This is a genomic window from Streptomyces sp. NPDC043176, assembly GCF_056436715.1.
Genome location: NZ_JBWKCA010000017.1, coordinates 66,441 through 92,050 on the forward strand (window position 1 = coordinate 66,441; position 25,610 = coordinate 92,050).

The 25,610-nt window shown below is 75.7% G+C and carries 22 protein-coding genes; 7 read left to right on the forward strand and 15 right to left on the reverse strand.

Annotation, left to right across the window (positions count from 1 at the left end; translation table 11 throughout):
• Positions 1-35 precede the first annotated feature (35 nt).
• From AC067A_RS25720 to AC067A_RS25730, 3 genes are all read right to left on the reverse strand, one after another.
• Complete coding sequence (locus AC067A_RS25720; protein ID WP_479244842.1) at positions 36-419, reverse strand: hypothetical protein; 384 nt, start codon at positions 417-419, stop codon at positions 36-38.
• 135 nt (positions 420-554) lie between these two features.
• Entirely contained in the window at positions 555-2,705 is a 2,151-nt protein-coding gene (locus AC067A_RS25725) for a phage holin family protein (RefSeq protein ID WP_479244843.1), read from the reverse strand.
• A 229-nt stretch (positions 2,706-2,934) separates the two neighbouring features.
• Entirely contained in the window at positions 2,935-3,339 is a 405-nt protein-coding gene (locus AC067A_RS25730; RefSeq protein WP_479244844.1) for a hypothetical protein, read from the reverse strand.
• A gap of 135 nt (positions 3,340-3,474) precedes the next feature.
• Between AC067A_RS25730 and AC067A_RS25735 the strand changes: the two genes are divergently transcribed.
• On the forward strand, positions 3,475-4,254 hold the full coding sequence (locus AC067A_RS25735; protein ID WP_479244845.1) for an MBL fold metallo-hydrolase: 780 nt from the start codon (positions 3,475-3,477) through the stop codon (positions 4,252-4,254).
• Positions 4,255-4,348: 94 nt separating this feature from the next.
• Positions 4,349-5,080 carry a DedA family protein gene (locus AC067A_RS25740; RefSeq protein ID WP_479244846.1) on the forward strand — a complete coding sequence of 244 codons (732 nt, stop codon included), beginning with the start codon at positions 4,349-4,351 and terminating at the stop codon, positions 5,078-5,080.
• Here the strand turns inward: AC067A_RS25740 and AC067A_RS25745 are convergent.
• The 3 genes from AC067A_RS25745 to AC067A_RS25755 form a co-directional block, all read right to left on the reverse strand.
• On the reverse strand, positions 5,060-6,118 hold the full coding sequence (locus AC067A_RS25745; protein WP_479244847.1) for an MBL fold metallo-hydrolase: 1,059 nt from the start codon (positions 6,116-6,118) through the stop codon (positions 5,060-5,062). The two genes, AC067A_RS25740 and AC067A_RS25745, sit on opposite strands and share 21 nt — an antisense overlap.
• Positions 6,119-6,396: 278 nt before the next feature.
• Positions 6,397-7,629: an aminotransferase class I/II-fold pyridoxal phosphate-dependent enzyme gene (locus AC067A_RS25750; protein ID WP_479244848.1), complete on the reverse strand. Its 1,233-nt coding sequence runs from the start codon at positions 7,627-7,629 to the stop codon at positions 6,397-6,399.
• An 84-nt stretch (positions 7,630-7,713) separates the two neighbouring features.
• Complete coding sequence (locus tag AC067A_RS25755; protein ID WP_479244849.1) at positions 7,714-8,919, reverse strand: sulfite oxidase; 1,206 nt, start codon at positions 8,917-8,919, stop codon at positions 7,714-7,716.
• Between the two features lie 299 nt (positions 8,920-9,218).
• On the opposite strand from AC067A_RS25755, the gene AC067A_RS25760 reads away from it, so the two are divergent.
• A complete protein-coding gene (locus AC067A_RS25760; RefSeq protein ID WP_479244850.1) occupies positions 9,219-10,055 on the forward strand; it encodes a methyltransferase domain-containing protein in 837 nt (278 codons plus the stop codon).
• A gap of 180 nt (positions 10,056-10,235) precedes the next feature.
• Here AC067A_RS25760 and AC067A_RS25765 read toward each other — a convergent pair whose 3' ends face one another.
• Complete coding sequence (locus AC067A_RS25765; protein WP_479244851.1) at positions 10,236-12,230, reverse strand: DUF5107 domain-containing protein; 1,995 nt, start codon at positions 12,228-12,230, stop codon at positions 10,236-10,238.
• Positions 12,231-12,410: 180 nt separating this feature from the next.
• Here AC067A_RS25765 and AC067A_RS25770 point away from each other — a divergent pair, with 180 nt between their 5' ends.
• Positions 12,411-12,743: a DUF6204 family protein gene (locus tag AC067A_RS25770; RefSeq protein WP_479244938.1), complete on the forward strand. Its 333-nt coding sequence runs from the start codon at positions 12,411-12,413 to the stop codon at positions 12,741-12,743.
• Here AC067A_RS25770 and AC067A_RS25775 read toward each other — a convergent pair.
• The 3 genes from AC067A_RS25775 to AC067A_RS25785 are packed head-to-tail and all read right to left on the reverse strand — an operon-like array spanning position 12,731 to position 13,909.
• A complete protein-coding gene (locus tag AC067A_RS25775; protein ID WP_479244852.1) occupies positions 12,731-13,297 on the reverse strand; it encodes a GNAT family N-acetyltransferase in 567 nt (188 codons plus the stop codon). The genes AC067A_RS25770 and AC067A_RS25775 overlap by 13 nt on opposite strands.
• Positions 13,298-13,310: 13 nt before the next feature.
• The gene (locus tag AC067A_RS25780; RefSeq protein WP_479244853.1) at positions 13,311-13,661 is read right to left on the reverse strand and encodes a hypothetical protein; all 351 of its coding nucleotides are present in this window, start codon (positions 13,659-13,661) and stop codon (positions 13,311-13,313) included.
• Positions 13,658-13,909 (reverse strand): LapA family protein, encoded by a 252-nt coding sequence (locus AC067A_RS25785; protein WP_479244854.1) that lies wholly within the window; start codon positions 13,907-13,909, stop codon positions 13,658-13,660. Before AC067A_RS25785 ends, AC067A_RS25780 begins: the two co-directional genes overlap by 4 nt.
• 186 nt (positions 13,910-14,095) lie before the next feature.
• Here AC067A_RS25785 and AC067A_RS25790 point away from each other — a divergent pair, with 186 nt between their 5' ends.
• Entirely contained in the window at positions 14,096-14,869 is a 774-nt protein-coding gene (locus tag AC067A_RS25790; protein ID WP_479244855.1) for a GntR family transcriptional regulator, read from the forward strand.
• Between the two features lie 194 nt (positions 14,870-15,063).
• Positions 15,064-16,152, forward strand: a complete 1,089-nt coding sequence (locus AC067A_RS25795; protein WP_479244856.1) for an adenosine deaminase — start codon at positions 15,064-15,066, stop codon at positions 16,150-16,152.
• A 35-nt stretch (positions 16,153-16,187) separates the two neighbouring features.
• Here the strand turns inward: AC067A_RS25795 and AC067A_RS25800 are convergent, their stop codons facing one another.
• Genes AC067A_RS25800 through AC067A_RS25815 form a run of 4 tightly spaced genes read right to left on the reverse strand, consistent with a single transcriptional unit; the run spans position 16,188 to position 21,348 of the window.
• Positions 16,188-17,150 (reverse strand): S66 peptidase family protein, encoded by a 963-nt coding sequence (locus AC067A_RS25800; RefSeq protein WP_479244857.1) that lies wholly within the window; start codon positions 17,148-17,150, stop codon positions 16,188-16,190.
• Positions 17,147-19,150 carry a S9 family peptidase gene (locus AC067A_RS25805; protein WP_479244858.1) on the reverse strand — a complete coding sequence of 668 codons (2,004 nt, stop codon included), beginning with the start codon at positions 19,148-19,150 and terminating at the stop codon, positions 17,147-17,149. The genes AC067A_RS25800 and AC067A_RS25805 overlap by 4 nt, the downstream gene beginning before the upstream one ends.
• Positions 19,151-19,187: 37 nt before the next feature.
• Positions 19,188-20,522, reverse strand: a complete 1,335-nt coding sequence (locus AC067A_RS25810) for a M20/M25/M40 family metallo-hydrolase (RefSeq protein ID WP_479244859.1) — start codon at positions 20,520-20,522, stop codon at positions 19,188-19,190.
• Entirely contained in the window at positions 20,515-21,348 is an 834-nt protein-coding gene (locus AC067A_RS25815) for a M55 family metallopeptidase (protein ID WP_479244860.1), read from the reverse strand. Before AC067A_RS25815 ends, AC067A_RS25810 begins: the two co-directional genes overlap by 8 nt.
• Before the next feature lie 429 nt (positions 21,349-21,777).
• Here AC067A_RS25815 and AC067A_RS25820 point away from each other — a divergent pair, with 429 nt between their 5' ends.
• The gene (locus AC067A_RS25820; RefSeq protein ID WP_479244939.1) at positions 21,778-22,947 is read left to right on the forward strand and encodes a hypothetical protein; all 1,170 of its coding nucleotides are present in this window, start codon (positions 21,778-21,780) and stop codon (positions 22,945-22,947) included.
• Positions 22,948-22,956: 9 nt separating this feature from the next.
• Here AC067A_RS25820 and AC067A_RS25825 read toward each other — a convergent pair whose 3' ends face one another.
• Positions 22,957-25,434, reverse strand: a complete 2,478-nt coding sequence (locus AC067A_RS25825) for an MFS transporter (RefSeq protein ID WP_479244861.1) — start codon at positions 25,432-25,434, stop codon at positions 22,957-22,959.
• Positions 25,435-25,610: the final 176 nt, after the last annotated feature.

Below are 25,610 nucleotides of genomic sequence, written 5' to 3' on the forward strand. Positions count from 1 at the left end.
TGATGTCGGAGGGACTGCCGGGAGGCACGGGCCTCTCAGCAGCGCATCACCACACACCGGAGCCCGTCGGCGCGCGGGGCGGGTACGGGGAGGGGGGCGGGGCTTCGGCGACGCGCGGGCGCGCCGTGGGATCCGCGGCGGGAGCGGACGGGCCGCAGACCCGTGCGGTGCCGGCGGGTCCGGCCGGGGAGTCCGGCCTCGGCGCCGGCCGGGTCGTGTGTCTCGCCGCCCGGGTCGGACGCCGGGGACGCGGCCGCGGCGCGGAGTTCGAGGGCGGGGAGACCGGCCGTGGCACCGGCGCCGCACAGGGCGGCGAGGACCAGGAGCAGCGCGATCCAGCAGCGCCCGGCCCGGCCCGGGCGCGTCTGGCGCCCCGCCGGGGTGGCGGGCGGGGCGGTCGGTCCGGGCACGGGGCTCACGGAGATCCGTACTGCCCCGTCCGGCGGCACGGGCGGCGCCGGGGAGGCCGGTTCCGCCCGGGCGGCCTACAGCGGGGACGCCGGATTCACCGCACCGGCGGTCCCTCGTCCGGGGACGGCGAACGGGCGTCCGCGTCAGTGGTTCTTGTCCGGCACGACCGGCACGACCGGCCCGTCGGCCGGAAGAGTTGATTCCGGTCCGGCGGTGGACGGGGAGAACTCCAGCGGAACCTGCGGGCCCGACGACTCGCGCAGCCAGCGCCGCAGGACCCGGTGGACGTGCTCCGCGCCGACCAGCTCCTCCCCCGCGCCCACGGGCGGCGAGAGGTCCGGCGGCGAGAGCAGGAAGGGGTGGGACTGCTCGCCGCCGAGGCCGCCGTGGGAACCGATCTGCTCCTCGAAGGCGTGGACGGTGCCGGTCGCCGGGTCGTACATGGAGTTGACCATGATGTCGGCGACGTGCGGGAAGCCGTCGGTGCGCCGGACCGCGTCCGCCGCACCCGGCCCGAAGACGGCCAGGGGGCCGTCGTCGGCGAGGTCGGCGACCGGCACCTCGGCCCCGTCGCGGGCGAGGACGACGGAGCCGTGCTCGGCGCTCGCCACCAGGACGAAACCGACGCCCGGGTGGTGGGCGAGGGTGCGCAGGAGCGCCGGGTGGCGGCGGTCGATCTCCTCGCGGGTCATCCGGTGCGGCACGTCGGGGAAGGAGACCAGACCGAGGTTGCCCGAGGCGAGCACCACCGGCTCGGACGGCCGCGCGGGCAGCTCGCGCGCGGTCTCGCCGGTCTCGTCGACCGGTCGGTGCAGCGCGCTGCGCAGCGCGTCCCTGGCCGCGTCCCGCGCCTCCGAACCACTGCGGGTCCGGCGCACCCGGCGCGGCACCGGAAGCCCGCACCCGGCCCGCACCAGCTCCTTGAGCGTCAGCCCGTACGCCCCCTCGAAGGTCTCGCCGGGGCTCTGTCCGTGGTCGGAGAGGAGCACGATCCGGTACGGCCGCGGGGCGTGCTCGGCGACGGTGGCGATGAGCCCGATCGCCCGGTCGAGCCGGCGCAGCACCTGGTCGGTGTCACGGCCGTGCGGGCCCGAGTGGTGCGCCACCTCGTCGTAGGCCACCAGGTCGGCGTACACGGCGGTCCGCCCGGCCAGCATGTCGCCCATCACCGCGGAGACGACGACGTCCCGCTCGACGACCGTCGCGAAGGCGCGTACGAAGGGGTACGTGCCGCCGCGCGAGACCCTCGGGGTCTGCCGGCGCAGCCGGGCCCGGGCCGACTGGCACACCTCGCGGAGGCACTCGGTGACGAGCGATCCGGCGGTGCGGACGGCGTTGGCCGGGTCGGAGAAGTACGCGAAGTACCCGGCCCGGGAGCGGTTGCGGCGGCCGCGCCGCGCGGCCATCGAGAGGACGAGCGCGAGCTGGTCGGCGCCGCCGCTGAAGAGGTTGCCGCGAGAGGCGCCGTCGAAGGTGAGGAGCCCGCCGTCGCCGGTGCGGCGCACGGCCCGGCGCTGGAGCTCCACGGCGCTCGCCGGCCGGTTCGACACCATGAGGCGCCCGGTGTCCTTCTCGTACCAGCGGAAGGCGGGCACGTCCTCGTTGGAACCGTGCAGGATGCCGAGCTGGCTGGCGCCGGTCTGGCTCGACCAGTCGGTGCGCCAGGGCGTGAGCCGGTGCCCGGACTCCAGCCAGGCGGCGACGGTCGGCATGAGGCCGTCGGCGACGGCTCCGCGCAGGACGTGGTGGCCGACGCCGTCGAGCTGGAGGAAGACCGTCCCCGCGACCGCCTCCGGCGCGTCGCCCGGGTCGCGGGGCCGGGTGCGGCCGGTGAGCCGGTACAGCCGGCGGCGGTAGGCGTCGTCGTCGCGGACGGCCAGCGCCGTGGAGGTGGCGGAGGCGACGGCGGACATCACCGCGGCGACCACGACGGCGGTCTCGGGGGCCGCGGCGCCGCGGCCGTCGGGGATCAGCCAGAGCGCGACGAGCAGCAGCGAGCCGTTGAGGAAGAACACGAGCAGGCCGAGGACGAGCGCCGGGACGAGCAGCAGGGCCCGGACGAGCACCGGCCAGACGAGCGCGCCGAGCAGACCGAACGCGCCCGCGGCCGCGGCGGCGGTGAGCGCCGTCCTCGTGAAGCTGTCGCCGTCGGCGGACTGGAGCTGGAAGTCGGGCAGCAGACCGGCCAGGACGAGCATGGTCAGCGAGGACACCGCCCAGACCGCGGCCACCCGCGACACCGTCCTGCCCGCGGACCGCCAGCGGTCGGCGCCACCCCATCGCCCGTCACCCACGCCCGCTTCACCTTTCGCCCGTTTCCTGTCCCAAGCGTGGCACAACGCCCAGGACGGGGCCGGTGAACGGATGACGGCGGGCGGCCCGGGTGTGTCAGGTCGACCGCGGACGGCGGGTCAGGTGCCGTCGCGCGGGGCCGCCGACCGGCCGCCGCGGCGCCGGACCGGGCCCGTGGGGTGCCGTCGCCCGGAGCCGCCGCCCCGGCGGCCGTCGGGTCGGCGGGCCTCGTCAGGAGCCGTCGTAGCCCGCGGTCGGCATGGAGAGGCGACGGTGGACGCCCGCCTTGGCCGCCGCGTCGTAGGCCGGCTCGTCCGGGCGGACGGTCTCCAGACGCACCCCGCGCCGTTCGCACTCGGCGCGGAAGCCGGAGACGGAGGTCAGCGCGCGGGCGAGGACGCGCTCGTTGGCGGCGACGAAGAGGTCGACCGCCCCCGCCTCCACGTCCACCCAGAGCGCGTCGTGGTCGGGCCGGATGCCGTAGAACAGCAGCTGGCGGGCGATCACGTACCCCCTGTCGTCGGCCCATCGGGCGCAGATCGCGTGCTGGCCGCGCGTGTCGACAAGGAAGGGGTCGCTGTCCAGCTCTTCGAGCGGGGTGAGGCTGGCGATCGCCGCCACCCGAACGTCGTCCATGGACCGACCCTACTGGGGATCGGCACGGCCGAACATCCTCCGGAGCGCGCTCCGGACATTTACCCTCGTTACGGAGTTACGGAACGGCCGCGGACATCGGGCACGGCGGCCGGGCCCCCGAGGACGGAAGGCGGCATGCCGGTGGAGGTCACCTGGTGGGGTCACGCGACCTGCACGGTCGAGGACTCCGGGGTCCGCTTCCTCACCGACCCGCTGTTCACCCGGCGGCTCGCCCATCTCCGGCGGCGGCGCGGCGCCCTGCCGCCGCCCGAGGCCGCCCGCGCCGAGGCAGTCCTCGTCTCGCACCTGCACGCCGACCACCTCCATCTGCCCTCGCTCGCCCGGCTCGCGCCCGGCACCCGGCTCGTCGTGCCCCGCGGGGCGCCCGCCGCCCTGCCGGGCCTCCGCAGGCTCGGCGCCGACGGGCTGCGGCTGACCGAGGTGGAGCCGGGCGACACGGTGACGGTCGAGGGCGTGACGGTACGGGCCGTGCCGGCGCTCCACGACGGGCGGCGCCTTCCGGTCGGGCCGCACCGCGCCCCCGCCCTCGGGTACGTCGTCGAGGGCGAGGCGCGGACGTACTTCGCCGGCGACACCGGCCTGTTCGACGGCATGGCGGAGGCGGTCGGCCCGGTGGACGTGGCCCTGCTGCCGGTCGGCGGCTGGGGCCCGTACCTCGGGCCCGGCCACCTCGACGCGGGCCGCGCGGCCGAGGCGCTCACCGCGCTCTCCCCGGCCGCCGCGGTGCCCGTGCACTACGGCACGTACTGGCCGATCGGGCTGGACGTCGTCCGTCCGCACGAGTTCCACTCCCCGGGGGACGAGTTCGTACGGCACGCCTCGCGGCTCGCCCCGAAGGTGGCGGTCCACCTCCTCGGCCACGGCGAACGGGTGCGGCCGGAGGTCGCCCGGTGAGGGCCGGGACACCGCTGCGGCCGGGGACGGCCGCGAGGACGGGGCCGACACCGCTGCGGCCGGCCGCGCGAGGGGTGCGGCCGGAGGTCGCCCGGTGATCGGTGGGGCCACGGCGGTGGTCACGGCGGTGCGGGAGCTGCCGCCGGAGTCGACGCAGCAGGCCGTCGGATACCCGTCGCTGTTCCTGCTCGTCGCGCTGGGCGCGCTGGTGCCGATCGTGCCGACGGGCGCGATCGTCAGCTCGGCGGCGGTGGTCGCCTTCCACCAGACGTCGCCGGCGGCGCTGCTCTTCGTCTTCCTGGTGGCGGCCTCCGCCGCGCTCCTCGGCGACACGGCCCTGTACTGGCTGGGGCAGCGCGGGATCCGTTCCCGCAACGGCTCGCGGTGGCTCGCCGCCCTGCGCGGCCGGGTCACGCCGGAGCGGCTCGCCCAGGCGCAGGAGCGTCTGGAGACCCATCAGGTGTCGGTGCTCGTGCTGTCCCGCCTGGTGCCGGCCGGGCGGATCCCCGTGATGCTGGCGTGCCTGCTCGCCGGGATGCCGCTGCGCCGGTTCGTGCGGGGCGACCTGGCCGCCTGCCTGGCGTGGGCGGCGACGTACCAGCTGATCGGCATCCTGGGCGGTTCGCTCTTCCCGGAGCCCTGGCAGGGGGTCGTGGCGGCGGTGGGCCTCACGGTGCTGGTCAGCGCGGTCCCGGCGATGTGGCGGCGGACCCGCGGAAGGCGCCGGACCGGCGGGGAGCGGGCCGCGGGGGACGCGGCGCCCGGGAACGGGGTGCCGGGCGACGGGCTGCCGGGGAACGGCGCGTCAGGGCACGAGCACCCGTGAGCCGCCGACCGGCAGGTCCCACAGCTCCTCGCGGGGCAGCCCGGCCTTCTCCCAGGCGGCCCTGACCCGGGTGAGGGGTTCGAGGACGGGCTCGGAGGAGAGGACGAAGGTCGCCCAGTGCATGGGGGCCATCCGTCGCGCCCCGAGGTCCTGGTGGGCGCGGACCGCCTCCTCCGGGTCGGTGTGGACGTCGCTGAGCCACCAGCGCGGGTCGTACGCCCCGATGGGGAGGAGCGCCAGGTCGATCCCGGGGTAACGGCGGCCGATCTCGGCGAACCAGTGGCCGTACCCGGTGTCCCCGGCGAAGTGGACGCGGCGCCCGGAGCGGTCGGTGAGGACCCAACCGCCCCACAGGGAACGGCAGGTGTCCAGGAGGGTGCGCTTGGACCAGTGGTGGGCGGGGACGAAGTCGAAGCGCACGCCGTCGAGTTCGGCCGCCTCCCACCAGTCGAGCTCGGTGACGCGGAGGAACCCGCGGCGGGCGAACCAGCGGCCGAGGCCGGCCGGGACGAAGACCGGGGTGTGGCGGGGCAGCCGCTTCAGGGTGGGGGCGTCGAGGTGGTCGAAGTGGTTGTGGCTGATCACGACGGCGTCGACGGACGGCAGGTCCTCCCAGCGCACCCCGACCGGGGTGAGCCGGGCCGGGGTGCCGAAGATGCGCCGGGACCAGACGGGGTCGGTGAGCACGGTGAGTCCGCCGATGCGCAGGACCCAACTGGCGTGCCCCGCCCAGGTGACGGCGATCGTGTCGGGGCCGGCGGGCGGCAGCGGGCCGGGTTCGAAGGGCAGCAGGGGGATGTCGCGGAGCCCCTCGGGGCGGGGGCGTACGGCGCCCTCGCGAGCGAGGCGTGCCAGGGCCCGGACGCCGGGGAGCGGCGCGGTGAGCCGGTCGACGAAGGTGCGGGGCCAGTCGTGCCGCAGCCGGCCGACGGGGTGGAGCACGGGGGTCGGTGCCGGAGCGGGCGCGGAAGCCTTGACGGGATCGGGGTCGGGCGGGGCCTGGCCGGCCCGGGCGGGATGTGCCGTCCGTTCGGTCATCTGCGGGCTCCGTTCTGCGCGGCTCGTGCGGGTCGTCGCCGGTACGGGGGCGGGGTGCGGGGTGCGGGGGCCCGCCTGTGTGGGGGCGGGGGCGAGGTGCGGGGTGCGGGGGCCCGCCTGTGTGGGGGCGGGGGGCGGGGTGCGGGGTCCGCCGGTGCGGGAGGCCGGTCACCGGTGCGGGGCGCGGGGCCGCGGGTGCCGGTGCGCGGCGCGGGGCGCCGGGTACCCGTGCGGGGTGCGCTGTCCGGGACCCGGTGGGGGTCCGATCGGGCGCGCCGTCACCGGAGTTCCTCCAGGGCTCCTCCGAACTCCGCGAGTTTCCGCGCCACATGGGGCAGCTCCAGCGGGTCCCGTGCGTCGAGGGTCTCGGCGCGCTCCTCCTCGGTGGTGCCCAGGAACATGACGGTGCCGAACCGGACGCGGAGCGCGCCGAGTTCGTCGCCGAAGCGGTGGCCGCCGGGGACGGGGGCGCCGAGCCGTGCGGTGAGGTGGCTCTCCAGCTCCAGGGAGTCGGTGACGCCCCGGGAGGCGAGGCCGGCCCTGAGCGGTCCGAGGTCGGCGTAGAGGTGGCGGCCCGCCTGCGGGGGCCGGGCGAGGGCCCCGGCGGCGCGCACGGCGCCGTGCGCGGCCGCGGCGAGCCGCCCGTGGACGGCGGCGGCGTGCCGGGCCCGTACCGTGACGTCCTCGGGTTCGTCGAGGGCGTGCGCGGCGGCGGGGGCCACCGGGCCGGGGACGACGGCGCCGAGGACGGTGAGCACGTCGAGGACGCGGGACCTGCGGTCGGTCCAGCGGTCGGCGCGCGAGGGGTCCGTGGGCGGGAAGCGGGCGACGGCGCAGGGCCAGGCGGCCGGGGTGAGGGCGCCGCCGAGGTCGGTGAGGACGGTGACGTCGTCGGGGCACATCTCGGCGGGGCCGAGGAGCACGGTGTCGTGCGGGGCGTGGAGGGTGTCGCGCCAGGTCTCGTCGCTGATGACGTGCAGCCCCTCGGCGACGGCGGCCTCGCAGGCCTCGCGGACGAGCTCGGGCGGCGCGACGGTGGCGGTGGGGTCGTCGGCCACGGAGATCAGCAGGACCCGGGGGTCGCCGCCCTCGGCACGGACGCGCCGGACCGTCTCCAGGAGCGCGTACGGGTCGGGGACGCCGCCGCACTCGGCGGGGGTGGGCACGTGGTACGCCGGGCGGCCGAGGAGCCGGGCCTGCGGGGCCCACCAGGCGGGACAGGGGCGGGGCAGCAGGAGGTCCCCGCCGTGAGCGGCGAGCAGGGCCATGAGGAGGGGGGCGGCACCGGGAGCGGCCACCACGTCCTCGGGGTGGGTGCGCAGGCCGCGGCGCCACCAGTGGCCGGCGGCGGCCTCGCGGAGGACGGGCCCGCCGCCGGGCGGCTCGGCGACCGTCCGCGCGGCGGCCGCGGCGAGGAGGGCGGCGAGTCCGGGCAGGACGGGCAGGCCGGTGTCGGGCGTGGGAGGGCCGTAGCGCACCGGGCCGCGGCCTTCCGGAGCCGTCTGCCGCATGTCCCGTACCTCCTGAGCGCACGGGGGGCGCCGGGCGGGCACCCCCCGTGCCCTTTATACGAAGGTTCGGGCGGTTGTGCCGCTTCAGACGACGGTGATCGGGTGACGCACGACCGCGTTGAAGAGGTACCCCTGGGTGTTGTGGACGGCCCGCTCGGGCTGGGTGTTGCCGGCGGTGTCGGTGGTACGGGAGAGCAGGGTGACGGGTCCGGTGGTGTGCGGGCGCCACGGCACGGTCCACCGGACCCAGCCGCCCCGGCGGGGGGTGTCGAGGAGCCGGGCGTGCCGCCAGTGGGCGCCGCCGTCGGTGGAGACCTCGACGGTCCGCACGGGTGCGAGGGCGGACCAGGCGCGTCCGGTGAGCCGGTGGACGCGGCCGGACTCCAGGGTGGCGCCGAAGGGCAGCTGGTAGGCGGACTTGAGCGTCTGGCGGCTGATCGGCTCACCGCCGCCGGCGGGGTGCGCGGCGCCGAAGAGGCGGTACCAGTCGGTCGTCCAGGGCGAGCTGAGCGGTCGGGTGGAGACCTCGATGTCGCCGAGCCACTTGATCGAGGCGATGCCGACCCAGTTCGGCACGACGAGCCTGACCGGGAAGCCGTGATCGTACGGCAGCGGCTCGCCGTTCATCTCGTACGCGAGGATCACGTCGTCGAAGGCCTTGGCGACCGGCAGCGGGCGCCGCACCCGGCCGTGGTCGACGCCGCCGGAGACGTACGGGTCGTCGAGGCCGCGGGGCTGGACGTCGACCGCGTCGTGGGCGATTCCGGCGCGCCGCAGCACGTCGGAGAGGCGGACGCCGCGCCAGCGGGCGGCGCCGACCGCGCCGAGGGTCCAGGCGGTGCCGGTGACGGGCTCGCCCTGCTGGCTCGTGTAGAGGCTGCGGCCGTTTCCGGCGCACTCGATCAGGGCCGTCCGGGTGACGGAGGGCAGGTCGCGCAGCTGCCCGTAGGTGAAGTGGACCGGATTCCGGCCGTGGAGGCCGTCGCCCCAGAGGGTCAGCCGCCAGTCGGCGGCGTCGAGGACGGGGGTGCTGGTGTGGTTGCGGACGAAGAAGCGCTCGGCGGGGGTGAGGAGGCCGGTGTCCGCGAAGGCGTCGAACCGCGCCTCGGCGTTGGTGCCCCGGACGGTGAAGTGATCCGCCGGGAGGGCCTTGACGATCCCGGGCGCGGCGGCGGCCGTCGTGGCGTGCGCGGGCGCGGCGGCGGCGAGCCCGCCGACGGCGGACACCGCGGGGCCCGCCGCGATCAGCTTGAGCAGGGAGCGGCGGGCGGGCGCGGGCGAGTACGGCACGGGACTCCTCGGCACGGGGGAGGCGGACGGGCCGCCGGGCGGCGGCGCGCCGATCCTAGGGGCGCGGACCGGGTCCGCACGGGTTGTTCACAGGGCTGTCATACACGGATCCGTCAGGTCGGGCGCGCGGGGTGCCCGTGAGGCGCGGATTCCGGCGCGGCGGACGGGCGCGCGGCGAACTCCGCTGCGGCCGAGACCTGTTCAAGGAAGATCGCGTCCACATCGCAAGATGCATATCTCAGCATCCGGCCACCCCGCGTACGGTGGGGCCACGCACCCACACCGAGGGAGTCGCTTCCATGACGCACGCCTCCGCACCGTCCGCGGCCCACGAGACCGCCGTCTACACCCACGGCCACCACGAGTCCGTCCTGCGCTCGCACACCTGGCGCACCGCCGCCAACTCGGCCGCCTACCTGCTGCCCGAGCTGCGCGCGGGACTGGACGTCCTGGACGTCGGCTGCGGCCCCGGCACCATCACCGCCGATCTGGCCGCCCTGGTGGCGCCCGGCCGCGTGACCGCGGTCGACGCCGCCGAGGACGTCCTGGCCAAGGCCCGCGCGGTGGCCGGCGAACGCGGCCTGGACAACGTCGGGTTCGCCGTCGCCGACGTCCACGCGCTGGACTTCCCCGACGACTCCTTCGACGTCGTCCACGCCCATCAGGTGCTGCAGCACGTCGGCGACCCGGTCCAGGCGCTGCGCGAGATGCGGCGGGTCTGCCGGCCCGGCGGCGTCGTCGCCGCCCGCGACAGCGACTACGGGGCCTTCACGTGGTATCCCGAGCGGCCCGCCCTGGACGGGTGGCTGGACCTGTACCACCGCGTCGCGCGCGCCAACGGCGGCGAACCGGACGCCGGGCGGAGGCTGTTCGCGTGGGCCCGGCAGGCCGGCTTCACCGACGTCACGACCACGGCCGGCACCTGGTGTTACGCCACCCCGGAGGAGCGCGCCTGGTGGAGCGGCCTGTGGGCGGACCGTACGACCGCGTCCGTCTACGCCGAGCTGGCCGTCTCCGGCGGCCACGCGACCGCCGCCGAGCTGGCCTCGATCGGCGAGGCCTGGCGGGAGTGGGGCGAGCAGGAGGACGCCTGGTTCATGGTCCCGCACGGCGAGATCCTGTGCCGGGTGCCCTGACGGCCCCGGACGACCCCCGGCCGGGCCGGACCACGGCCCCGGCGCCGTACGGCCCCCGGCCGCCCCGGCCCCGGGCGGCCGCACCGCCGCCGGGGCCGCCCATCGGCTCGGGCGCCGCGCCCCGGCACCCGACCGGGAGCTCGGGCGCCGGGCGCGACACCCCACCCCGGCGCCCGCTCGTCAGCTCGGCCGCATCCTGAACTCGTAGGCGTACGGGAGGGGTTCGTCGGTGAACTCGGCCCAGAGCTCGCCGATGGTCTCGGCGCCCTCGCGCAGATCGGCGACCTCGAAGCCCGCGTCGAAGACGGCGCGGGCCTCGGCCGTCCTGCCCCGCGCGAGGAGGATCCGCACCTCCAGGAGGCGGAACGCGCCTCTCCCCCGCACCTCCTCGGGAAGCCGCGCCCACACCTCCGCGGCCGCCCCCGGCCGCCCGGCGGCGAGCAAGGCGTCGATCGCCTCGCGCCCCAGCGCGGCCGTGACCACCGAGCCCGGGGCGGACGGGGGCTCATCCCCGCCGGCGTCCCCGTCCCCCTCCCCGTCCCGGTCCGCGCTCTCGGCGAAGGCCTCGGCGAAGCGGTCCGCCGCGCGGGCCGGGTGGCCCTCCTCCCGGTCGGCCACGGCCAGGCAGTACAGCAGGGGCCAGCGCACCTCGGCGTCCCGCAAGCCGCGCTCCCAGCTCCGCACCGCCTGGGCCCGGTCACCGGCGTGCCACTGGGCGATGCCGAGGTGGTATTCGGTGGAGGGGTCGGCGGGAGCGGTCTCCAGCATGTCCCGCCACGGCGCGGCGACCAGCGGCGGGCCCGGCGCGGCGCCCTTGGCCGGGGCGGGCAGGACTCCGGTGCGCAGCAGCGCCAGCCAGGGCTCCTGGTCGGGCCCGAGGGTGGACTCGGGGAAGGGAGTGCCGGGCAATACAAGGCGCCCGCGCAGGACTTCGAGGGCTCCCCAGCCCGAACCGGCCGCGAGGGGCGTCTCGGGTTCGGCGTCCGCGGCACCGTCCCGCCAGGCGGTGCAGGCCGCGTCGACCGCGGCCCGGGGCAGCGCCGCGGTGAGGGCGCCCTCGACCGCGGCGCGGGCGGCGGCCCAGTCGTCGCCGAGCGCCCGGGCGGGATCGGCGGCCAGCGGCCCGTACGCCTCCAGCCAGCTGAACTCCGCGCCGCCCGCCAGCTCCAGGTGCTCCAGCTGGGTGCGGGCGAGCCCGGCCTGGATCTCGGCGTAGCCGGGGGTGCCCGGCTCGGTCAGCCACTCCTGCCAGCGCCTGCCGCCGCGCCCGGTGCCCCACAGGAAGAGCTTGCGGCCGCGCAGCGGGTCGGTGGAGGTCTGCACGAGCCCCGTGCCGTCGGCGTCGAGCGCGGCGATCCAGCGGCGCTGCCCGTCGGGCAGGTCGTAGAACCAGTCGGCGGCGTGCGCGCCGGCCGACGGGTACGAACGGTCGGTGCCGTCCTCCGTGACCGGCACGGGCAGCCGTCGCAGCCCGCGATCGTAGCCGTGGTGCCAGGCCGCGTCGGCGGGCGCGAGGATCCGGCGGTCCTCGGGGACTGCGGTGTTGGACCACCAGTAGACGGGGGCGGTGTGCTCGTGGGGGTTGCGGACGCGGATCCCGACGTACAGGAAGTCGGATCCGTCCGGCAGCCACAGGTCGACCTGGAAGGGGAGGTCGCGCAGGCGCTCCCACTCCCAGAGACGGAGCATGGGGCCGCCGTCGGGAGCGCGGACGGCGGCGGCGTGCAGGGGCGAGCACGACAGGGCGGTGTGGCCGGTGGCGCCGATGTTCCACTCGACGCCGCCGGAGTACCAGGCGCCGTTGAGCGCGAAGGCCGCGGGCTGGAACACCGGGTTGCGGTAGAGGAGTTCGCGTCCGGTGGGCTTGTGGTGCAGGGAGTGGATCCGGCCGCCGAGGCCGGGCAGCACGGTCGCGCGGAGCCGGTCGTTCTCGATCACGATCGCGGCGAGGTCCGCGGGGGTGCGCTCGCGCCCGTATCCGTCGCGCACCGGCACGGGCAGCAGGCTGCGCAGGGGGTCGCGCCCGACGCCCCGGGCCATGTCGCGCGGCAGGGACGCGAGGGTGTGCGCGTCGACCGCGTGCGTCCCGTCGTGGGGGCGCAGCGCGGGCAGCGGGCTGTCCGGGCCCAACGGGGCCGCGGGCAGCGTCAGTACGGCACGTCGTACGGTCGTCATCGCCCCATGGAACACGTCACGGCCCGTCCTGACCAGGGGTTCTCCACGCCGGTCTTCGGCAGGGCGGCGGCGGCCCCAGGGGCCCGGATATTCCCGGCGGCGCGGGTGCGCGCCGCCGTACTGTGGAGGGTCGGCGCCGCCCCGGCCGCCGACGGGACCATGGCACAGGGAGTACGAGGAATGGGCACGCAGCACACCTACCGGGTCATCGTGCGCGGCACGTTCGACGGTCTGTCGGAGGAGAGCCGGACCCGGCTGCTCGCCGAGGTGGACGCGCACGGGCTGACCGCGATGCAGTTCACGGAGGAGGGCTCACTCGCCTACGACCGGACGCTGAAGCACTTCTCGTACCGCCTGGTCGTCGTCTCCGACGCGGCGGACGGCGACGAGATGGCGGGGGCGCTCGCCGAGGACCGGGTGGAGTCCGCCCTCAGGAAGCTCGGCCACGCGCACGGGCCGCTGCGCTCGACCGTGACGGACCTCGACACGATGAAGATCAACTACAAGCGCTGAGCCGCGCCCGGCGGCTCCGGGGCCGTGATCGCCCAGCGCTCGTGGTCCCGCCAGGCGCCGTCGACGAACAGCATCGCCGGGGAGAAACCCTCCAGGCGGAAGCCGGCGCGGCGGACGAGTGCGCGGGACGCGGTGTTGCCCGGCTGGATGTTCGCCTCCAGGCGGTGCAGCTCCAGCGGTCCGAAGGCGTACGCCATGAGGACCCCGAGCGCCTCGGTGAGCAGACCGCGCCCGGCGGCGTGCGCGAAGGCGCCGTAGCCGAGCGCGCCGCTCCGGAAGGCGCCGCGGACGATGTTGTTGATGTTGACGAACCCGGCGATCCGGCCGTCCTCCGCCCGCTCGCACACCAGGAAGCCGGCGCGCGCCGGGTCTCCCAGGAGCGTGCCCGCGTACGTCGCGTACGCCTCCGCCGTGCACGGCGGGAAGAGCCACGGCCTGTGCAGCTCCCGGCTCTCCCGGGCGCGGGCGGTGAACTCCGCCGCGTCGTCGGGCGAGAAGGCGCGCAGGCCCACGCGGGGGCCGGCGGCGAGGTACCGGCCGGGATCGTCGGACATGGGGCCAGGCTACTCAGCGGCGGGCGCTCCGGACGCGCGGCGGGCAGCTCTCGCCCTTGCGCACGACTCCGATCATGACCGTGGTGCGGCGGTCGATGCCCGTGCCCGTCGCCGGGTACTGCGTGCAGACCCGCCAGCGCGGCGGCCACAGCACCCGCCGGTCCCGCCCGCTCACGTCGTGGACGTCGAGCCGGGTCCGGCGCGGGAGGTGGGTGAAGACCCGCCAGAGCCCGCAGCCCAGGAAGTCCGGCATCGGTCGCGCCCGGGCGTCGTCCCCGGTGGCGGCGGACTCCTCGGTCGAGGTCACGGCGACGGCCGCGAGCGCGAGGACCGCTCCCGCGCCCACGACGGCGGCCCGCCTCACTTCCGCCTCCGGGCCGCGGCGTAGTAGCCGCAGGCGGCGCCGAGGAGGGCGGTGGCGAACAGCGCCACGTACAGGGGCATGGTCACTTCGGGAATCAGCAAGCGGATCTTGACCTCACGGGTGTTCTGGAAGATGAAGACGAGGGTGAGCACCGCGACGGCCGTCATCGCGATCCGGCCGGGGGTGAAGGCTCCGTCGAACCGGGACGTGCCCCCGTGGGCCGTCCTCTGCGTCTCCCTGGGACTCATGCCCGGCCTCTCCTCCGTCGTGACGTCGGTCGCACCGGGCGACCGCCGTGGGACCAGAATGGGCCGAGCGGCGCCTCACTGGATCGGCGAGGAGAGCCGTACGGGTGACTTGTCAGACAACGAGGGCCGCTACCGTGGGTGCCGGACACCGGCGGAGAGCAGGCCGGGACGAGACGAGGAGGGGCCGTGGCGGTCAGCGGACAGCGGCGGCGACCGGTCGTGGCGCTCTACGAGCGGATCGCGGACGCCGTCCACGACGGCACCTACCCGCCCGGCTCGACCCTGCCCTCCGAACCGAAGCTCGCCGCCGAGCTGGGCGTGAGCCGGCCCGCCCTGCGCGAGGCGCTCCTGCTGCTCCAGGAGGACGGCGTCCTGACCGTACGCCGAGGGGTCGGCCGCACGGTCAACGACCGCCCGCCCCGGCGCGGGTTCGAGCACGTCCAGCCGCTGGAGGAGCTCATCGGCGCCGGCACGCCGCTGCGCGTACGCGCCCTGCTGCGCACCGTCGAGGAGCCGACCGACTTCACCACCCAGCACCTGCTCGCGCCGGCCCGGGCCGAGCTGCGCTTCTGGGAGTCCGTGCTGACCGGCGAGGGCACCGCCGCGGCCCTCAGCCACGAGTGGGCGGCGCCGGACGAGCTGCTCGACCGGGTCCACCCCGAGTTCGCCCGCGCCCTGCGGGCGGCGGAGACCGGCACCCCGGCGGGGACCGGAGGCGGCGGCGCCGTCTCCATGCTGTCGGTCCTCGTCGGGGCCTCCCGCGAGACGGCGCTGAGCGCGCACAGCGGCATCACGGCCACCCTGCTCGGACGCCGCCGCGGCGAGCAGCTCGGCCGCCCCGCCGACACCCCCGCGGTCCTGGTCACCCAGGTCGTGCGCGTCGGCGAGACCCCGGTCCTCGCCGCCAAGCACATGCTCCCCACGGGCGCCCCCGCCCTGCCGGTCCTCCAGTCCCACTGAGACCCGGCGGACCGCCCGCGGCCCGGGGCGGCCGCGACCGGACGACCGGTCTGCGGCTGCCGGGCGCCTCCCCGTCCGGCAGCCGCAGACCGGTCGCCGCCGACCGCCGACCACCGCCCGCCGCACGTCGTGCGACCGGGTCCTGTCATGACCCTCACCGCGCCCGTCCCCGGCGTGGCGTACACTTCCCGGCCATGCACTTGTCTGACAACCCTGCCACGCCTGCCGCCGCCACCGTCTCCGAGTGGATCCGCCGGGCCCCCAAGGCCGTCCTCCACGACCACCTCGACGGCGGGCTGCGCCCCGCGACCATCGTCGAGCTGGCGCGGGAGTGCGGCTACACCGCGCTGCCGACCGAGGACCCGGCCGCGCTCGCGGTGTGGTTCCGGGACGCCGCCGACTCCGGCTCGCTGGAGCGCTACCTGGAGACCTTCGCCCACACGTGCGCGGTGATGCAGACCCGCGAGGCGCTGACGCGCATCGCGGCCGAGTGCGCCGAGGACCTGGCGGCGGACGGCGTCGTCTACGCCGAGATCCGCTACGCCCCCGAGCAGCACCTGGAGGGCGGGCTGACCCTCGACGAGGTCGTCGAGGCGGTCAACGACGGCTTCCGCGAGGGCGAGCGCCGGACCGGCGGCCGGATCACCGTCCGCACCCTCCTCACCGGCATGCGCCACACGGACCGCTCGCTGGAGATCGCGCGGCTCACGGTCGCCCACCGGGACAACGGCGTGGCCGGCTTCGACATCGCCGGCGGCGAGATAGGCAACCCGCCCGCCCGCCACCTCCCCGCCTTCCAGCACCTCAAGCAGGAGAACTGCCACTTCACGATCCACGCCGGCGAGGCCGTCGGCGCGGAGTCGATCCACGAGGCCGTGCAGGTCTGCGGCACCGAGCGGATCGGCCACGGCGTGCGGATCACCGACGACATCGCCGAGGACGGCACCCTGGGCCGGCTGGCCTCGTACGTCCGCGACAACCGGATCGCGCTGGAGGTCTGCCCGACCTCCAACCTCCAGACCGGTGCCGCCAAGGACTACGCCTCGCACCCGATCGACGAGCTGCGCCGCCTCGGCTTCCGGATCACCCTCAACACCGACAACCGCCTCGTCTCCGGCACCACCATGAGCGAGGAGTTCCAGCACATGGTCGACGCCTTCGGCTACGGCCCCGAGGTCTTCGAGGAGTTCACCGTCGCCGCCCTGGACGCCGCCTTCCTCCCGCTGCCCGAGCGGCAGCGCCTCATCGACGAGGTCGTCCGCCCGGGCTACGCGGCCCTGTAGGGCACGGCGGCCGGGAGGGTCCCGCGTGCCGGCGCTCAGAGCAGCGCCGGCACGTCCAGGGTCAGGGTCGCCGACTCCGTGTCGAGCACGGCGGGCACACCGAGGGGGATGGTGAGGGCCGTCGCGCTGTGGCCGAAGCCGAGCTCTTCGACGACCGGGACGCCGAGGGGGGCGAGACGGTCGTGGAGGACGGCGCGGACGTCCTCGTAGGGGCCGCAGTCGACCCAGGAGCCGAGGGCGACGCCCGCGAGGCCGTCGAGGAGGCCCGAGCGGAGGAGCTGGGTGAGGACCCGGTCCAGTCGGTACGGCTCCTCGCCCACGTCTTCGAGGAGGAGCAGGCCGCCGCGCGCCGAGGTGCGGCCGTGCGGGGTGGCGAGGTCGGCGGCGAGGAGGCTGGCGCAGCCGCCGAGCGTGACGCCCCGCGCGCGGCCGGGCACCAGCGCCCGGGCGGTCTCCAGGCCGAGCGTGCGGACCGTCTCCGGTTCGAACAGGGTAGCCCGCAGCGACTCCTGGGTGCGCGCGTCCGAGAGGAAGGTGCCGGCGGCGACCATCGGGCCGTGCAGGGTGGCGAAGCCCGCGCGGACGGCGAAGGCCTCGTGGAGGGCGGTGACGTCGCTGTAGCCGACGAACGCCTTCGGTCCGGCCGCCCTGATCGCCCGCCAGTCGACGAGGTCGACCATCCGCTGGGCTCCGAACCCGCCGCGCGCGCAGATGACGGCGGAGACCGAGGGGTCGCACCAGGCCTCGGTCAGGTCGCGGGCCCGCGCCCGGTCCTCGCCCGCGAGGTGCCCGAGGGTGGGATGGGCGTCCAGGACGTGCGGGGCGACGACCGGGTCGAGGCCCCAGCGGCGCAGGACGTCGAGCCCCGCCCCGAGCCGGTCCTCGGGGATGGGACCGCAGGGGGCGACGACGGCGACGCGGGCCCCGGGGCGGAGCCGCTCGGCGCGGGTCAGGGGCTCGACGGCGGGCTGCGGGGTTCCGGTGGTCCCGGTGCTCATGTGCGGTACTCCAGGGGCGGTACGTCCGTGCGGCTGATGCCGAAGACATGTGTGTACAGGGCGAGTTCGGCCTCCAGGGCGCGGATGATCGTGTCGTCCCTGCGGAAGCCGTGACCCTCCCCCTCGAAGGCGAGGTAGGCGTGCGGGACGCCCCGGCCGGCCGCACGGGCGAGGAGGCGCTCGGCCTGGGCGGGCGGGCAGATGACGTCGTCGAGCCCCTGGAGCAACAGGAAGGGGGCGGTCACCCGGTCGACGTGCTCGACGGGCGAGCGCTCCTTGTAGCGGGCCGGGACCCGGTCGAGCGGTCCCACCAGACCGTGCAGGTACTGGGACTCGAAGTCGTGCGTCTCGCCGGTCGCCCAGGCCCGCAGGTCGAGGACCGGGTAGATGATCGTGCCGCAGGCGTACACGTCCGTGCCCACGAGGGAGGCCGCCGCCGTCCAGCCGCCGGCACTGCCGCCCCGTACGGCGAGCCGGGCCGGGTCCGCCGTGCCCTCGGCGGCGAGGGCCGCGGCCACGGCGGCGCAGTCCTCGACGTCCACGACACCCCACTGCTCGCGCAGCCGCTCCCGGTACTCCCGTCCGTATCCGGTGGAACCGCCGTAGTTGACCTCGGCGACGCCGATCCCCCGCGAGGTGAAGTAGGCGATCTCCAGGTCGAGGACGAGCGGGGCGTGACCGGTGGGTCCGCCGTGCGCCCAGATGACGTACGGCGGCCGTTCGTCCGCGGGTCCGGTGAAGCCGGGGTGGCGGGGCGGGTGGACCTGCGCGTGGATGTCCCGCCCGCCGGGGCCGGTGAACGTGCGCAGGCGGGGCTCGGGGTAGTAGGCGGGATCGACGGCGTCCCTGTGCGCGGCGCCCACGACCCGGGTGCGGCCGGTGCGGGTGTCCAGCTCGACGAGTTCGTAGGAGGTGTGCGGTCCGGCGGCGGCGCCGACCACCCGGGTGCCGTGCGCGGCGAGGGTCGAGGCCCACTCGGTCCAGGGTCCCGCGGCGTCGGCGAGGGTGCCGCTGTCGGGGTCGAGGATGCCGAGAGAGGTGGTCCCCTTGCCGTGGACGACGGCGATCAGCCCGTTCTCCAGGGGGGTGAACCAGCTGAGCCCGATCTTCCAGAGCGGGCCGCCGAACTCCTCGGCGCGGGGGCAGAGGGCGACGGGTTCGCCGAGTTCTCCGCGGGCGCCGAACTCGGCCCGGTAGAGGTTCCACCATCCCGTGCGGTCGCTGACCAGCAGCAGGCGTCCGGCCGCGTCCCACCCGACCTGCGGGATCGACTCGGCGGGTCCGCCCGCGACGGTCCTGACCTCGTGGAAGGTGCCGTCGGGGGCGACGTCGGCGATCTCGACCTCGGTGCCGTCCCAGGGCATCCGGGGATGGTCCCAGGCGATCCAGGCGACCCGGCGCCCGTCCGGCGAGACCCGGGGACCGGTGACGAACCGGTGCCGCGCTTCGGTGAGTTCGCGTACGGCCGCGCGGTCCTCGGCGGCCGTCGCGTCCAGCGGGACGGCGGCGAGTGTCCTGCGCACGTCGGTGGGCCCGGGGCCGGTGAACTCCTCCAGGACGCACCACACCTCGCCCAGCTCCGGCCGGACCACCGGGTCCACCCAGCGCAGCCCGCCGCCGGTCGCGGAGACGGGGGTGAGGGGGCGCGGCGGCGCACCGGGCGCGGCGTCGGGCTCGTACGCGTACAGCCGCTGGTCGGGGAAGTGGGAGAAGACGACGAGCGGTCCGCCGGCGGGGCGGGCGATCGCGGCCCAGGGCTGTCCGCCGTACTCGACGACCCGGCTCCGGACGTTCCACGGAGGGGGCAGCACGCTGTCCTCGGTGCCGTCGGCGCGCCGCCGGACGAGGGCGCGCCGGCCGCCCTCGGCGGGGCGGGGCGCGGTCCACCACAGTTCGTCGCCGACGGCGCCGAGGTAGTCGGGCCGTCCGTCGTGCGCGGCGGTGAGCACCGCGTCGACGGGCGAGGGCCAGCTGCCGTACCCGGCCGTGGTCGTGGTCATCTCCGCTCCCCCTGTCACAGGTCCGTCCCCCTCTGTCCTAGGCGGACTTCAGATAGTGGTCGAGCACCCTGGTGCCGAAGTGGAGGGCGTCCACCGGCACGCGTTCGTCGACGCCGTGGAAGAGCGCGCCGTAGTCGAGGTCGGGGGGCAGCCGGAGCGGCGAGAAGCCGTAGCCGGTGATGCCGAGCCGGGAGAACTGCTTGGCGTCGGTGCCGCCGGACATCGTGTACGGCACGACGTGGCCGGACGGGTCGAAGCGCTGGACGGCGGCCCGCAGCTTGGCGAAGGTCGGGGAGTCGACCGGCGCCTCCAGGGGCACTTCGCGGTGGTGGAACTCCCAGGTGACGTCCGGTCCGGTGAGCCGGTCCATGGTCGCGGCGAACTCGTCCTCCGTGCCCGGCAGCATCCGCCCGTCGACGTAGGCGACGGCCTGGCCCGGGATGACGTTGACCTTGTAGCCGGCTTCGAGCATCGTCGGGTTGGCGCTGTTGCGGACGGTGGCCTCGACGAGCGCGGCGGCGGGTCCGAGCTTGCCGAGGAGCAGGTCGACGTCGAGGTCGTGCGCGGCGGTGTCGATCTCGACGCCGTACAGCGCGGCGAGTTCGGTGAGGGCGGCGCGGACGGTCGTGGTGAGGCGGACCGGCCAGGCGTGGGCGCCGATGCGGGCGACGGCGGAGGCGAGGCGGGTGACGGCGTTCGCCGTGTTCACCTTGGAGCCGTGGCCGGCCCGCCCGTGGGCGGTCAGCTTGAGCCAGGCGGTGCCCCGCTCCCCCGCCGCGATCGGGTAGAGCGTGGTGCCGGGCGTGGGGTGGAAGCTGAACGCGCCGGACTCGCTGATGCCCTCCGTGCAGCCTTCGAAGAGTCCGGCGTGCCGGTCGGCGAGGAAGCCGGAGCCGTCCTCGGCGCTGGCCTCCTCGTCGGCGGTGTAGGCGAGGACGATGTCGCGGCGGGGCCGGACGCCCTGGCGGGCCCAGGAGCGGACGACGGCGAGGACCATCGCGTCCATGTTCTTCATGTCGACGGCGCCGCGCCCCCACACGAGGCCGTCGCGGACCTCGCCGGAGAAGGGGTGCACGGACCACTCGGCGGGGTCGGCGGGAACCACGTCCAGGTGGCCGTGGACGAGGAGCGCCTCGGCCGACGGGTCGGTGCCGGGGATGCGGGCCACGACGTTGGTGCGGCCGGGGGTGCGCTCCAGGAGCGTGGGCTCGATGCCGGCGGCGGCGAGCCGCTCGGCGACGTACTCGGCGGCGGGCCGCTCCCGGCAGTCCCCTCCGCCGCGGTTGGTGGTGTCGATGCGGATCAGCTCGGAGGTGAAGGTGACCACCTCGTCGAGCGCCGTCGTGTCCGGTCCGCGGACCTCCTCAGCCATACTGCTCCTCCACCGCGGCCGAGACGATGGTCGTGACCGCCTTGAACGTACGGATCGCCTCGTACATGGTCCCGCTGGTGTAGGCGACGCGCCGCTCGCCGCTCCGCGCCACGCCGGGAACCACCGTGGCGGCGGCGCCCAGGTGCTCGGCGTCGAACTCCAGCTCCACGGTGAAGGGCCCGCCGCGTACCGGTTCGTGCCGCACGGCGAGGGCGGTGGCCGATCTGGCCGCCTCGCGGATGTCGGCGGCGGTCCTGGCCGGGGTGCGGCACACCGCCGCGTACCGGGAGACGTGGTCCTTCACCGCGACCTTGGGCGCCTGCGGCGCGTATCCGAGGGCGTCCTCGCAGGTCAGGTCGTCCCCGGTGACGAGGATGACCGGGACGCCGTACTCCGCGACGACGTGGGCGTTGAGCAGGCCCTCGCCGGCCCGCTCGCCGTTGAGCCAGACGCCGGTGATCGAGTTCGCGAGGTAGGTGTGGGCGAGGACGCCCTCGGTGCCGGCGCCCGTGTGGTAGCCCACGAAGGCGATGCCGTCGACGTCTCCGTGCTGCACGCCCTCGACCATCGAGAGGGACTTGTGCCGGCCGGTGAGCATCTCGGCCCGCTCGTCGAGGCGCTCAAGGAGCAGGTTCCGCATGGACCAGTGCGCCTCGTTGATCAGCACCTCGTCGGCGCCGCCGTCGAAGAAGCCGAGCACGGCGGCGTTCACGTCGGAGGTGAACATCGCGCGGCACCGCTCCCACTGGGGCGTGCCGGGCAGCACGTCGGCGGGCCAGGTCACGCCCGTCGCGCCCTCCATGTCGGCGCTGATGAGGATCTTCATGCCTGGCACCGTACGCGCCGCCCGGCGGCCCTACCACCCCTGTGGATAACCTCCGTTGGCGTGGACCAATGACGCTCACCGGGACGGCGGTACGGCAGGGCCGCGCGGTTCCGCATGCCCCCGGGGCCCGCTCGCGGCGGGCCGGGGCGGGGCCCGCGCCGCCTGTTTCCCGGGAGGTCACGCCGGAACGCGGCGTGGGACCGAATGGGGCGAAACGCCGCCAACGGGTCCGTATAGGCTGTCGGCCGCAGTTGTCGCACCCGACCTTCCGGAGAGCTCTCGGTGACCATCGCCTTCACCCCGTCCGAAACCGCGCCCGTCGAGTCCGAGCACGCGGGGTCCGTTCCCGTGGAGTCCGTTCCCGTTGAGTCCCTTCCGGTGGAGTCCGCTCCCGTGGAGTCCACGGCCGTCGAGCCGGTCGTGCCCGTCATGGCGGAGGAGCCGGAGTTCTGGGAGCCGTCGGCCCCCGAGCCGCGGGTCGCACCGGACGCCGAGGGCTCCGGGGAGGCCCCGGACACCGAAGGCTCCGCGGACGTCGCCGGCGCCCCGGACGCCGGCGGCTCCCCGGACGAGGAGGACGGCGCGGACGGACGCGGCGACGAGGAGCACGACCCCGTCGTGGTCCGTGACGCCCATGACTTCGGGGTCTACGCCCGGACCGGCGGCTGGGCGTTCGCGCTGAAGGTGGCCCGGAGCGTGCGGCCCGGCGGCCAGGCCGCCGAGGGGACGGCGCGGACGAAGGTCTCGGCGAAGGCGTTCGCCCGGCTCGCGGGGTGCTCGCCGGAGCGGGTCATGCGCTACTACAGGGCCTGGGACATGGCGGCCGACGACGGCCTGGTCCCGCAGTTCGAGGTCCTGGTCCCGGGCGCGGACATCGAGCTGCCCGACGCGGACGTCTGGCTGTCGTACTACACGTCCCGCAACAGCGCGTCCTCCGTGCGCGGCCAGGCGATCACCGCCGCCGCCGAGGCGGAGGGCATCCGCCCGACGAAGGCCCTGGAGGTCGCCGAGAACCCGACGGCGCTGCGGGCCGCCATCCTCGCGGACCCGGGCACGGCGGAGGCGGCGCGCGGCGCGCTGCTCGACCGGATGAGGGAGGACCCGGCCCTCCAGACCGAGATGGCCCGCGCCATCGCCCGCACCGACGACCTGAAGAAGGCGGTGGCGAGCGAGGCGAAGGCGGCCGACCGCATCGGGTACGTCCGCCAGATCGTCGAGAACGGCCGGATCAGGACCCCGGCCGGGCAGACCGTGGAGGCGCCGGCCGAGCTGCGGGCCGAGGCCGAGCGGCACCTGTCGCTGCTCGACGAGCTCGACGACTCGGAGGAGGCGGGCGAGTGGGCCGGCGAGGCCTACGACGCCGTCAAGGGCCTGGTCGCCAAGGCGGTCGAGGAGGACCCCGCGCTGCGCGTCCAGGAGCGCCGGACGAAGTTCTACAACAGCCTGCAGAAGGCGACGAAGGTCTTCGAGGAGCTGACGCTCGACGAGGTGATGGAGGAGGACATCTACGAGGCGGACATGCTCCAGCGCCTCGAAGCCCTCCAGGAGGCGATCGGCACCTGCATCAGCGCGCTGCGCAAGGCGACGACCACCTCCTGAGGGTGCCGGTCAGTCCTGGTGGCCGAGCTGGAGGTCGCGCTCGGTGCGGCCCCCACCGGCCATCTGGAGGACCGTGGCGACGGGCGGGTACCCGGCGGCGATGACCGTGTACTCGCCGGAGGACAGATCCACGAAGCGGAACGTGCCGTCCGCGCCGGTGGTGAGGGTGTCGACGACGTTCCCGGCGGCGTCGAGCAGGGTGACCCGGGCGTCCTCGACGGGACGCCCGCCGCCGGCCCGCACCGTGCCGCGCAGCACCGCGCCGCCGGCCAGCTCGATGTCCTGGCGGGTCTCGCGGGAGGCCTGGACGCTCACGGGGAGCGCGGCGGGGCGGAAGGCGGGGGCGCTGGCGGCGAGCGTGTACTCGCCCGCGACGAGCTCGCTGATGACGTAGCCGCCCTCCCGTCCGCTCCGGGTGGAGGCGACGACCTCGCCGCGTACGTCGGTGAGGGTGACGGCGGCGTCCCGCACCGGGGTGCCGTCGGCGGTGACGACGTCGCCCGCGAGCCGTCCCGCGCCGCCGAGGACGACGTCGAGCTCGACCGGCCGGTCGCCGACGGTGACGGACACGGCCTGGGGCTGGTGTCCGCCGGCCGCCGCGATGAGGACGTACGCGCCGCCGCCGGGGACGCTCAGCGCGTACCGCCCGTCCTCGCCGCTGGCGCCGCGGCCGACCTGCCGTCCCTGGACGTCGATGAGGGTGAGGGCGGCCCGGGGCACCCGGCTGCCGTCGTGGTGCTGCACGGTGCCGCAGACGGGCACCCCGGGGCGCTGGGGGGCGGCGGCGGGCGCGGGGGCGGCGGCGTGGCGGGCGTGCGGGACGGCCTGGGCCCCGCCGAAGTCGTCGGCGTGCGGGGCGTCGGTGGCCTCGGTGAGCGGGCTGTGGTGGGACACCAGCGGTTTCTCCTTGAGGAAGAAGGCGAGGACGAGGCCGAGCACGAGGACCGGCACGAGGTAGAGGAAGATCCGCGGCATCGCGTCCGCGTACGCCTGGATGTACGCGTCGCGGAGGGCGGGCGGCAGGGTGTGGACGCCCTGCGGGGTGATCGACGCGACGGGCGGCGGCGCGGCGGCGCCCTGCGGGAGGACGCCCGCGAGCCGGTCGCCGAGCGCGTCGTCGAACCGGGAGGCGAAGAGGGTGCCGAAGACCGCGGCGCCGATGCTGCCGCCGATCTGGCGGAAGTAGTTGTGGGCGCTGGTGGCGGTGCCGAGGTCGGCGGGTCGTACGGAGTTCTGCACGGCGAGCACGAGGACCGGCATGACGAGGCCGATGCCGGTGCCGAGGACGGCCTGCCACAGGCTGTGCTGGAGGCGCGGGGTGTCGGCGTCCATGCGCGAGAGCAGCCACATGCCGAGGACGGAGACGGCGCCGCCGGCCACCGGATAGATCCTGTAGCGGCCGGTGCGGCTGATCAGCCGGCCGGAGACGACGGAGGCGATGACGATGCCGCCCATCAGGGGCAGCATCAGGAGGCCGGACTCGGTGGCGGTGGCGCCCTCGACCATCTGCAGGAAGCTCGGCAGGTAGCTGGCGGCGCCGAAGAGCGCGATGCCGACGACCGCGCCGACGAGGGCCGTGACGGTGAAGACGGAGTCACGGAAGAGCCGGAGCGGGATGAGGGGTTCGGGCGCGAAGTGCTCGACGACCAGGAAGAGCAGGGTCGTTCCGGCGGCTCCGCAGGCGAGGGCGAGGACGACCCGGGAGTCCCAGGCGTACTCGGTGCCGCCCCAGCTGGTCAGCAGGACCAGGCAGGTGGAGGCGGCGGCGAGGAGCAGGGCGCCGAGGACGTCGAAGCGCGCGCGTGTCTGCGGCTTGGGGAGCTTGAGGACGGCGGCGACGACGGCGAGGGTGACGAGCCCGAAGGGCACGTTGAAGTAGAAGCACCAGCGCCAGGAGACGTGGTCGGTGAAGAAGCCGCCGAGGAGGGGGCCGGCGACGGAGGCGAGGCCGAAGGCGGCGCCGATCAGGCCCATGTACCGGCCGCGTTCGCGGGCGGGGACGATGTCGGCGATGATCGCCTGGACGCCGATCATGAGTCCGCCGGCGCCGGCGCCCTGGATCGCCCGGAAGGCGATGAGCTCGTCCATGGACCGCGACCAGCCGGCCAGGCCCGAGCCGACGACGAAGACGACGATGGCGAAGAGGAACACGCCCTTGCGGCCGAGGAGGTCGCCCAGCTTCCCGTAGACCGGCAGGCCGATGGTGGAGGTCAGCAGGTAGGCGGTGATCGCCCAGGACATGCGGTCCAGGCCCTGGAGCTCGCCGACGATCTTCGGCAGGGCGGTGGCGACGATCATCTGCTCCAGCGCGGCGAGGAGCAGCGCGAGCATGAGGCCGCAGAAGACGAGCCGGACGCGACGGGGGTCGAGGGCGGCGGGGCCGGGGTCGGGCGGGGGCGCGAGGTCGGTGGGCGGGCCGTCCGCGGCGAGCGGTTCCGCGTCCCCCGCGGCGCTCTCGCCGTCCTTCACGATGGTGATCGCACCCACGTACCTGCTCCCCTCGTCACGGCGTCTGCGCCGCGCCATTCTTCGCATTGCACGCGAAGGGGGAGCAAGTCGGGCGGTACGGGCCACCGGTGGCGCCCAGGGGGACGAACATCCCTGCGCCACGGCGCACTTGGGTCGCTCATCAGCGCGTTTACGAGGAGGCCCGCGCCCCTCCG

Coding starts and splice junctions, on each gene's coding strand:
- AC067A_RS25750 (WP_479244848.1), bottom strand. CDS start 7,629: ATGCGGCAGACGGCTCCGGAAGGCCGCGGCCCGGTGCGCTACGGCCCT.
- AC067A_RS25775 (WP_479244852.1), bottom strand. CDS start 13,297: ATGTCCGACGATCCCGGCCGGTACCTCGCCGCCGGCCCCCGCGTGGGC.
- AC067A_RS25765 (WP_479244851.1), bottom strand. CDS start 12,230: ATGACGACCGTACGACGTGCCGTACTGACGCTGCCCGCGGCCCCGTTG.
- AC067A_RS25735 (WP_479244845.1), top strand. CDS start 3,475: ATGCCGGTGGAGGTCACCTGGTGGGGTCACGCGACCTGCACGGTCGAG.
- AC067A_RS25760 (WP_479244850.1), top strand. CDS start 9,219: ATGACGCACGCCTCCGCACCGTCCGCGGCCCACGAGACCGCCGTCTAC.
- AC067A_RS25745 (WP_479244847.1), bottom strand. CDS start 6,118: ATGACCGAACGGACGGCACATCCCGCCCGGGCCGGCCAGGCCCCGCCC.
- AC067A_RS25795 (WP_479244856.1), top strand. CDS start 15,064: ATGCACTTGTCTGACAACCCTGCCACGCCTGCCGCCGCCACCGTCTCC.
- AC067A_RS25800 (WP_479244857.1), bottom strand. CDS start 17,150: ATGAGCACCGGGACCACCGGAACCCCGCAGCCCGCCGTCGAGCCCCTG.
- AC067A_RS25770 (WP_479244938.1), top strand. CDS start 12,411: ATGGGCACGCAGCACACCTACCGGGTCATCGTGCGCGGCACGTTCGAC.
- AC067A_RS25815 (WP_479244860.1), bottom strand. CDS start 21,348: ATGAAGATCCTCATCAGCGCCGACATGGAGGGCGCGACGGGCGTGACC.
- AC067A_RS25785 (WP_479244854.1), bottom strand. CDS start 13,909: ATGAGTCCCAGGGAGACGCAGAGGACGGCCCACGGGGGCACGTCCCGG.
- AC067A_RS25810 (WP_479244859.1), bottom strand. CDS start 20,522: ATGGCTGAGGAGGTCCGCGGACCGGACACGACGGCGCTCGACGAGGTG.
- AC067A_RS25820 (WP_479244939.1), top strand. CDS start 21,778: ATGGCGGAGGAGCCGGAGTTCTGGGAGCCGTCGGCCCCCGAGCCGCGG.
- AC067A_RS25730 (WP_479244844.1), bottom strand. CDS start 3,339: ATGGACGACGTTCGGGTGGCGGCGATCGCCAGCCTCACCCCGCTCGAA.
- AC067A_RS25805 (WP_479244858.1), bottom strand. CDS start 19,150: ATGACCACGACCACGGCCGGGTACGGCAGCTGGCCCTCGCCCGTCGAC.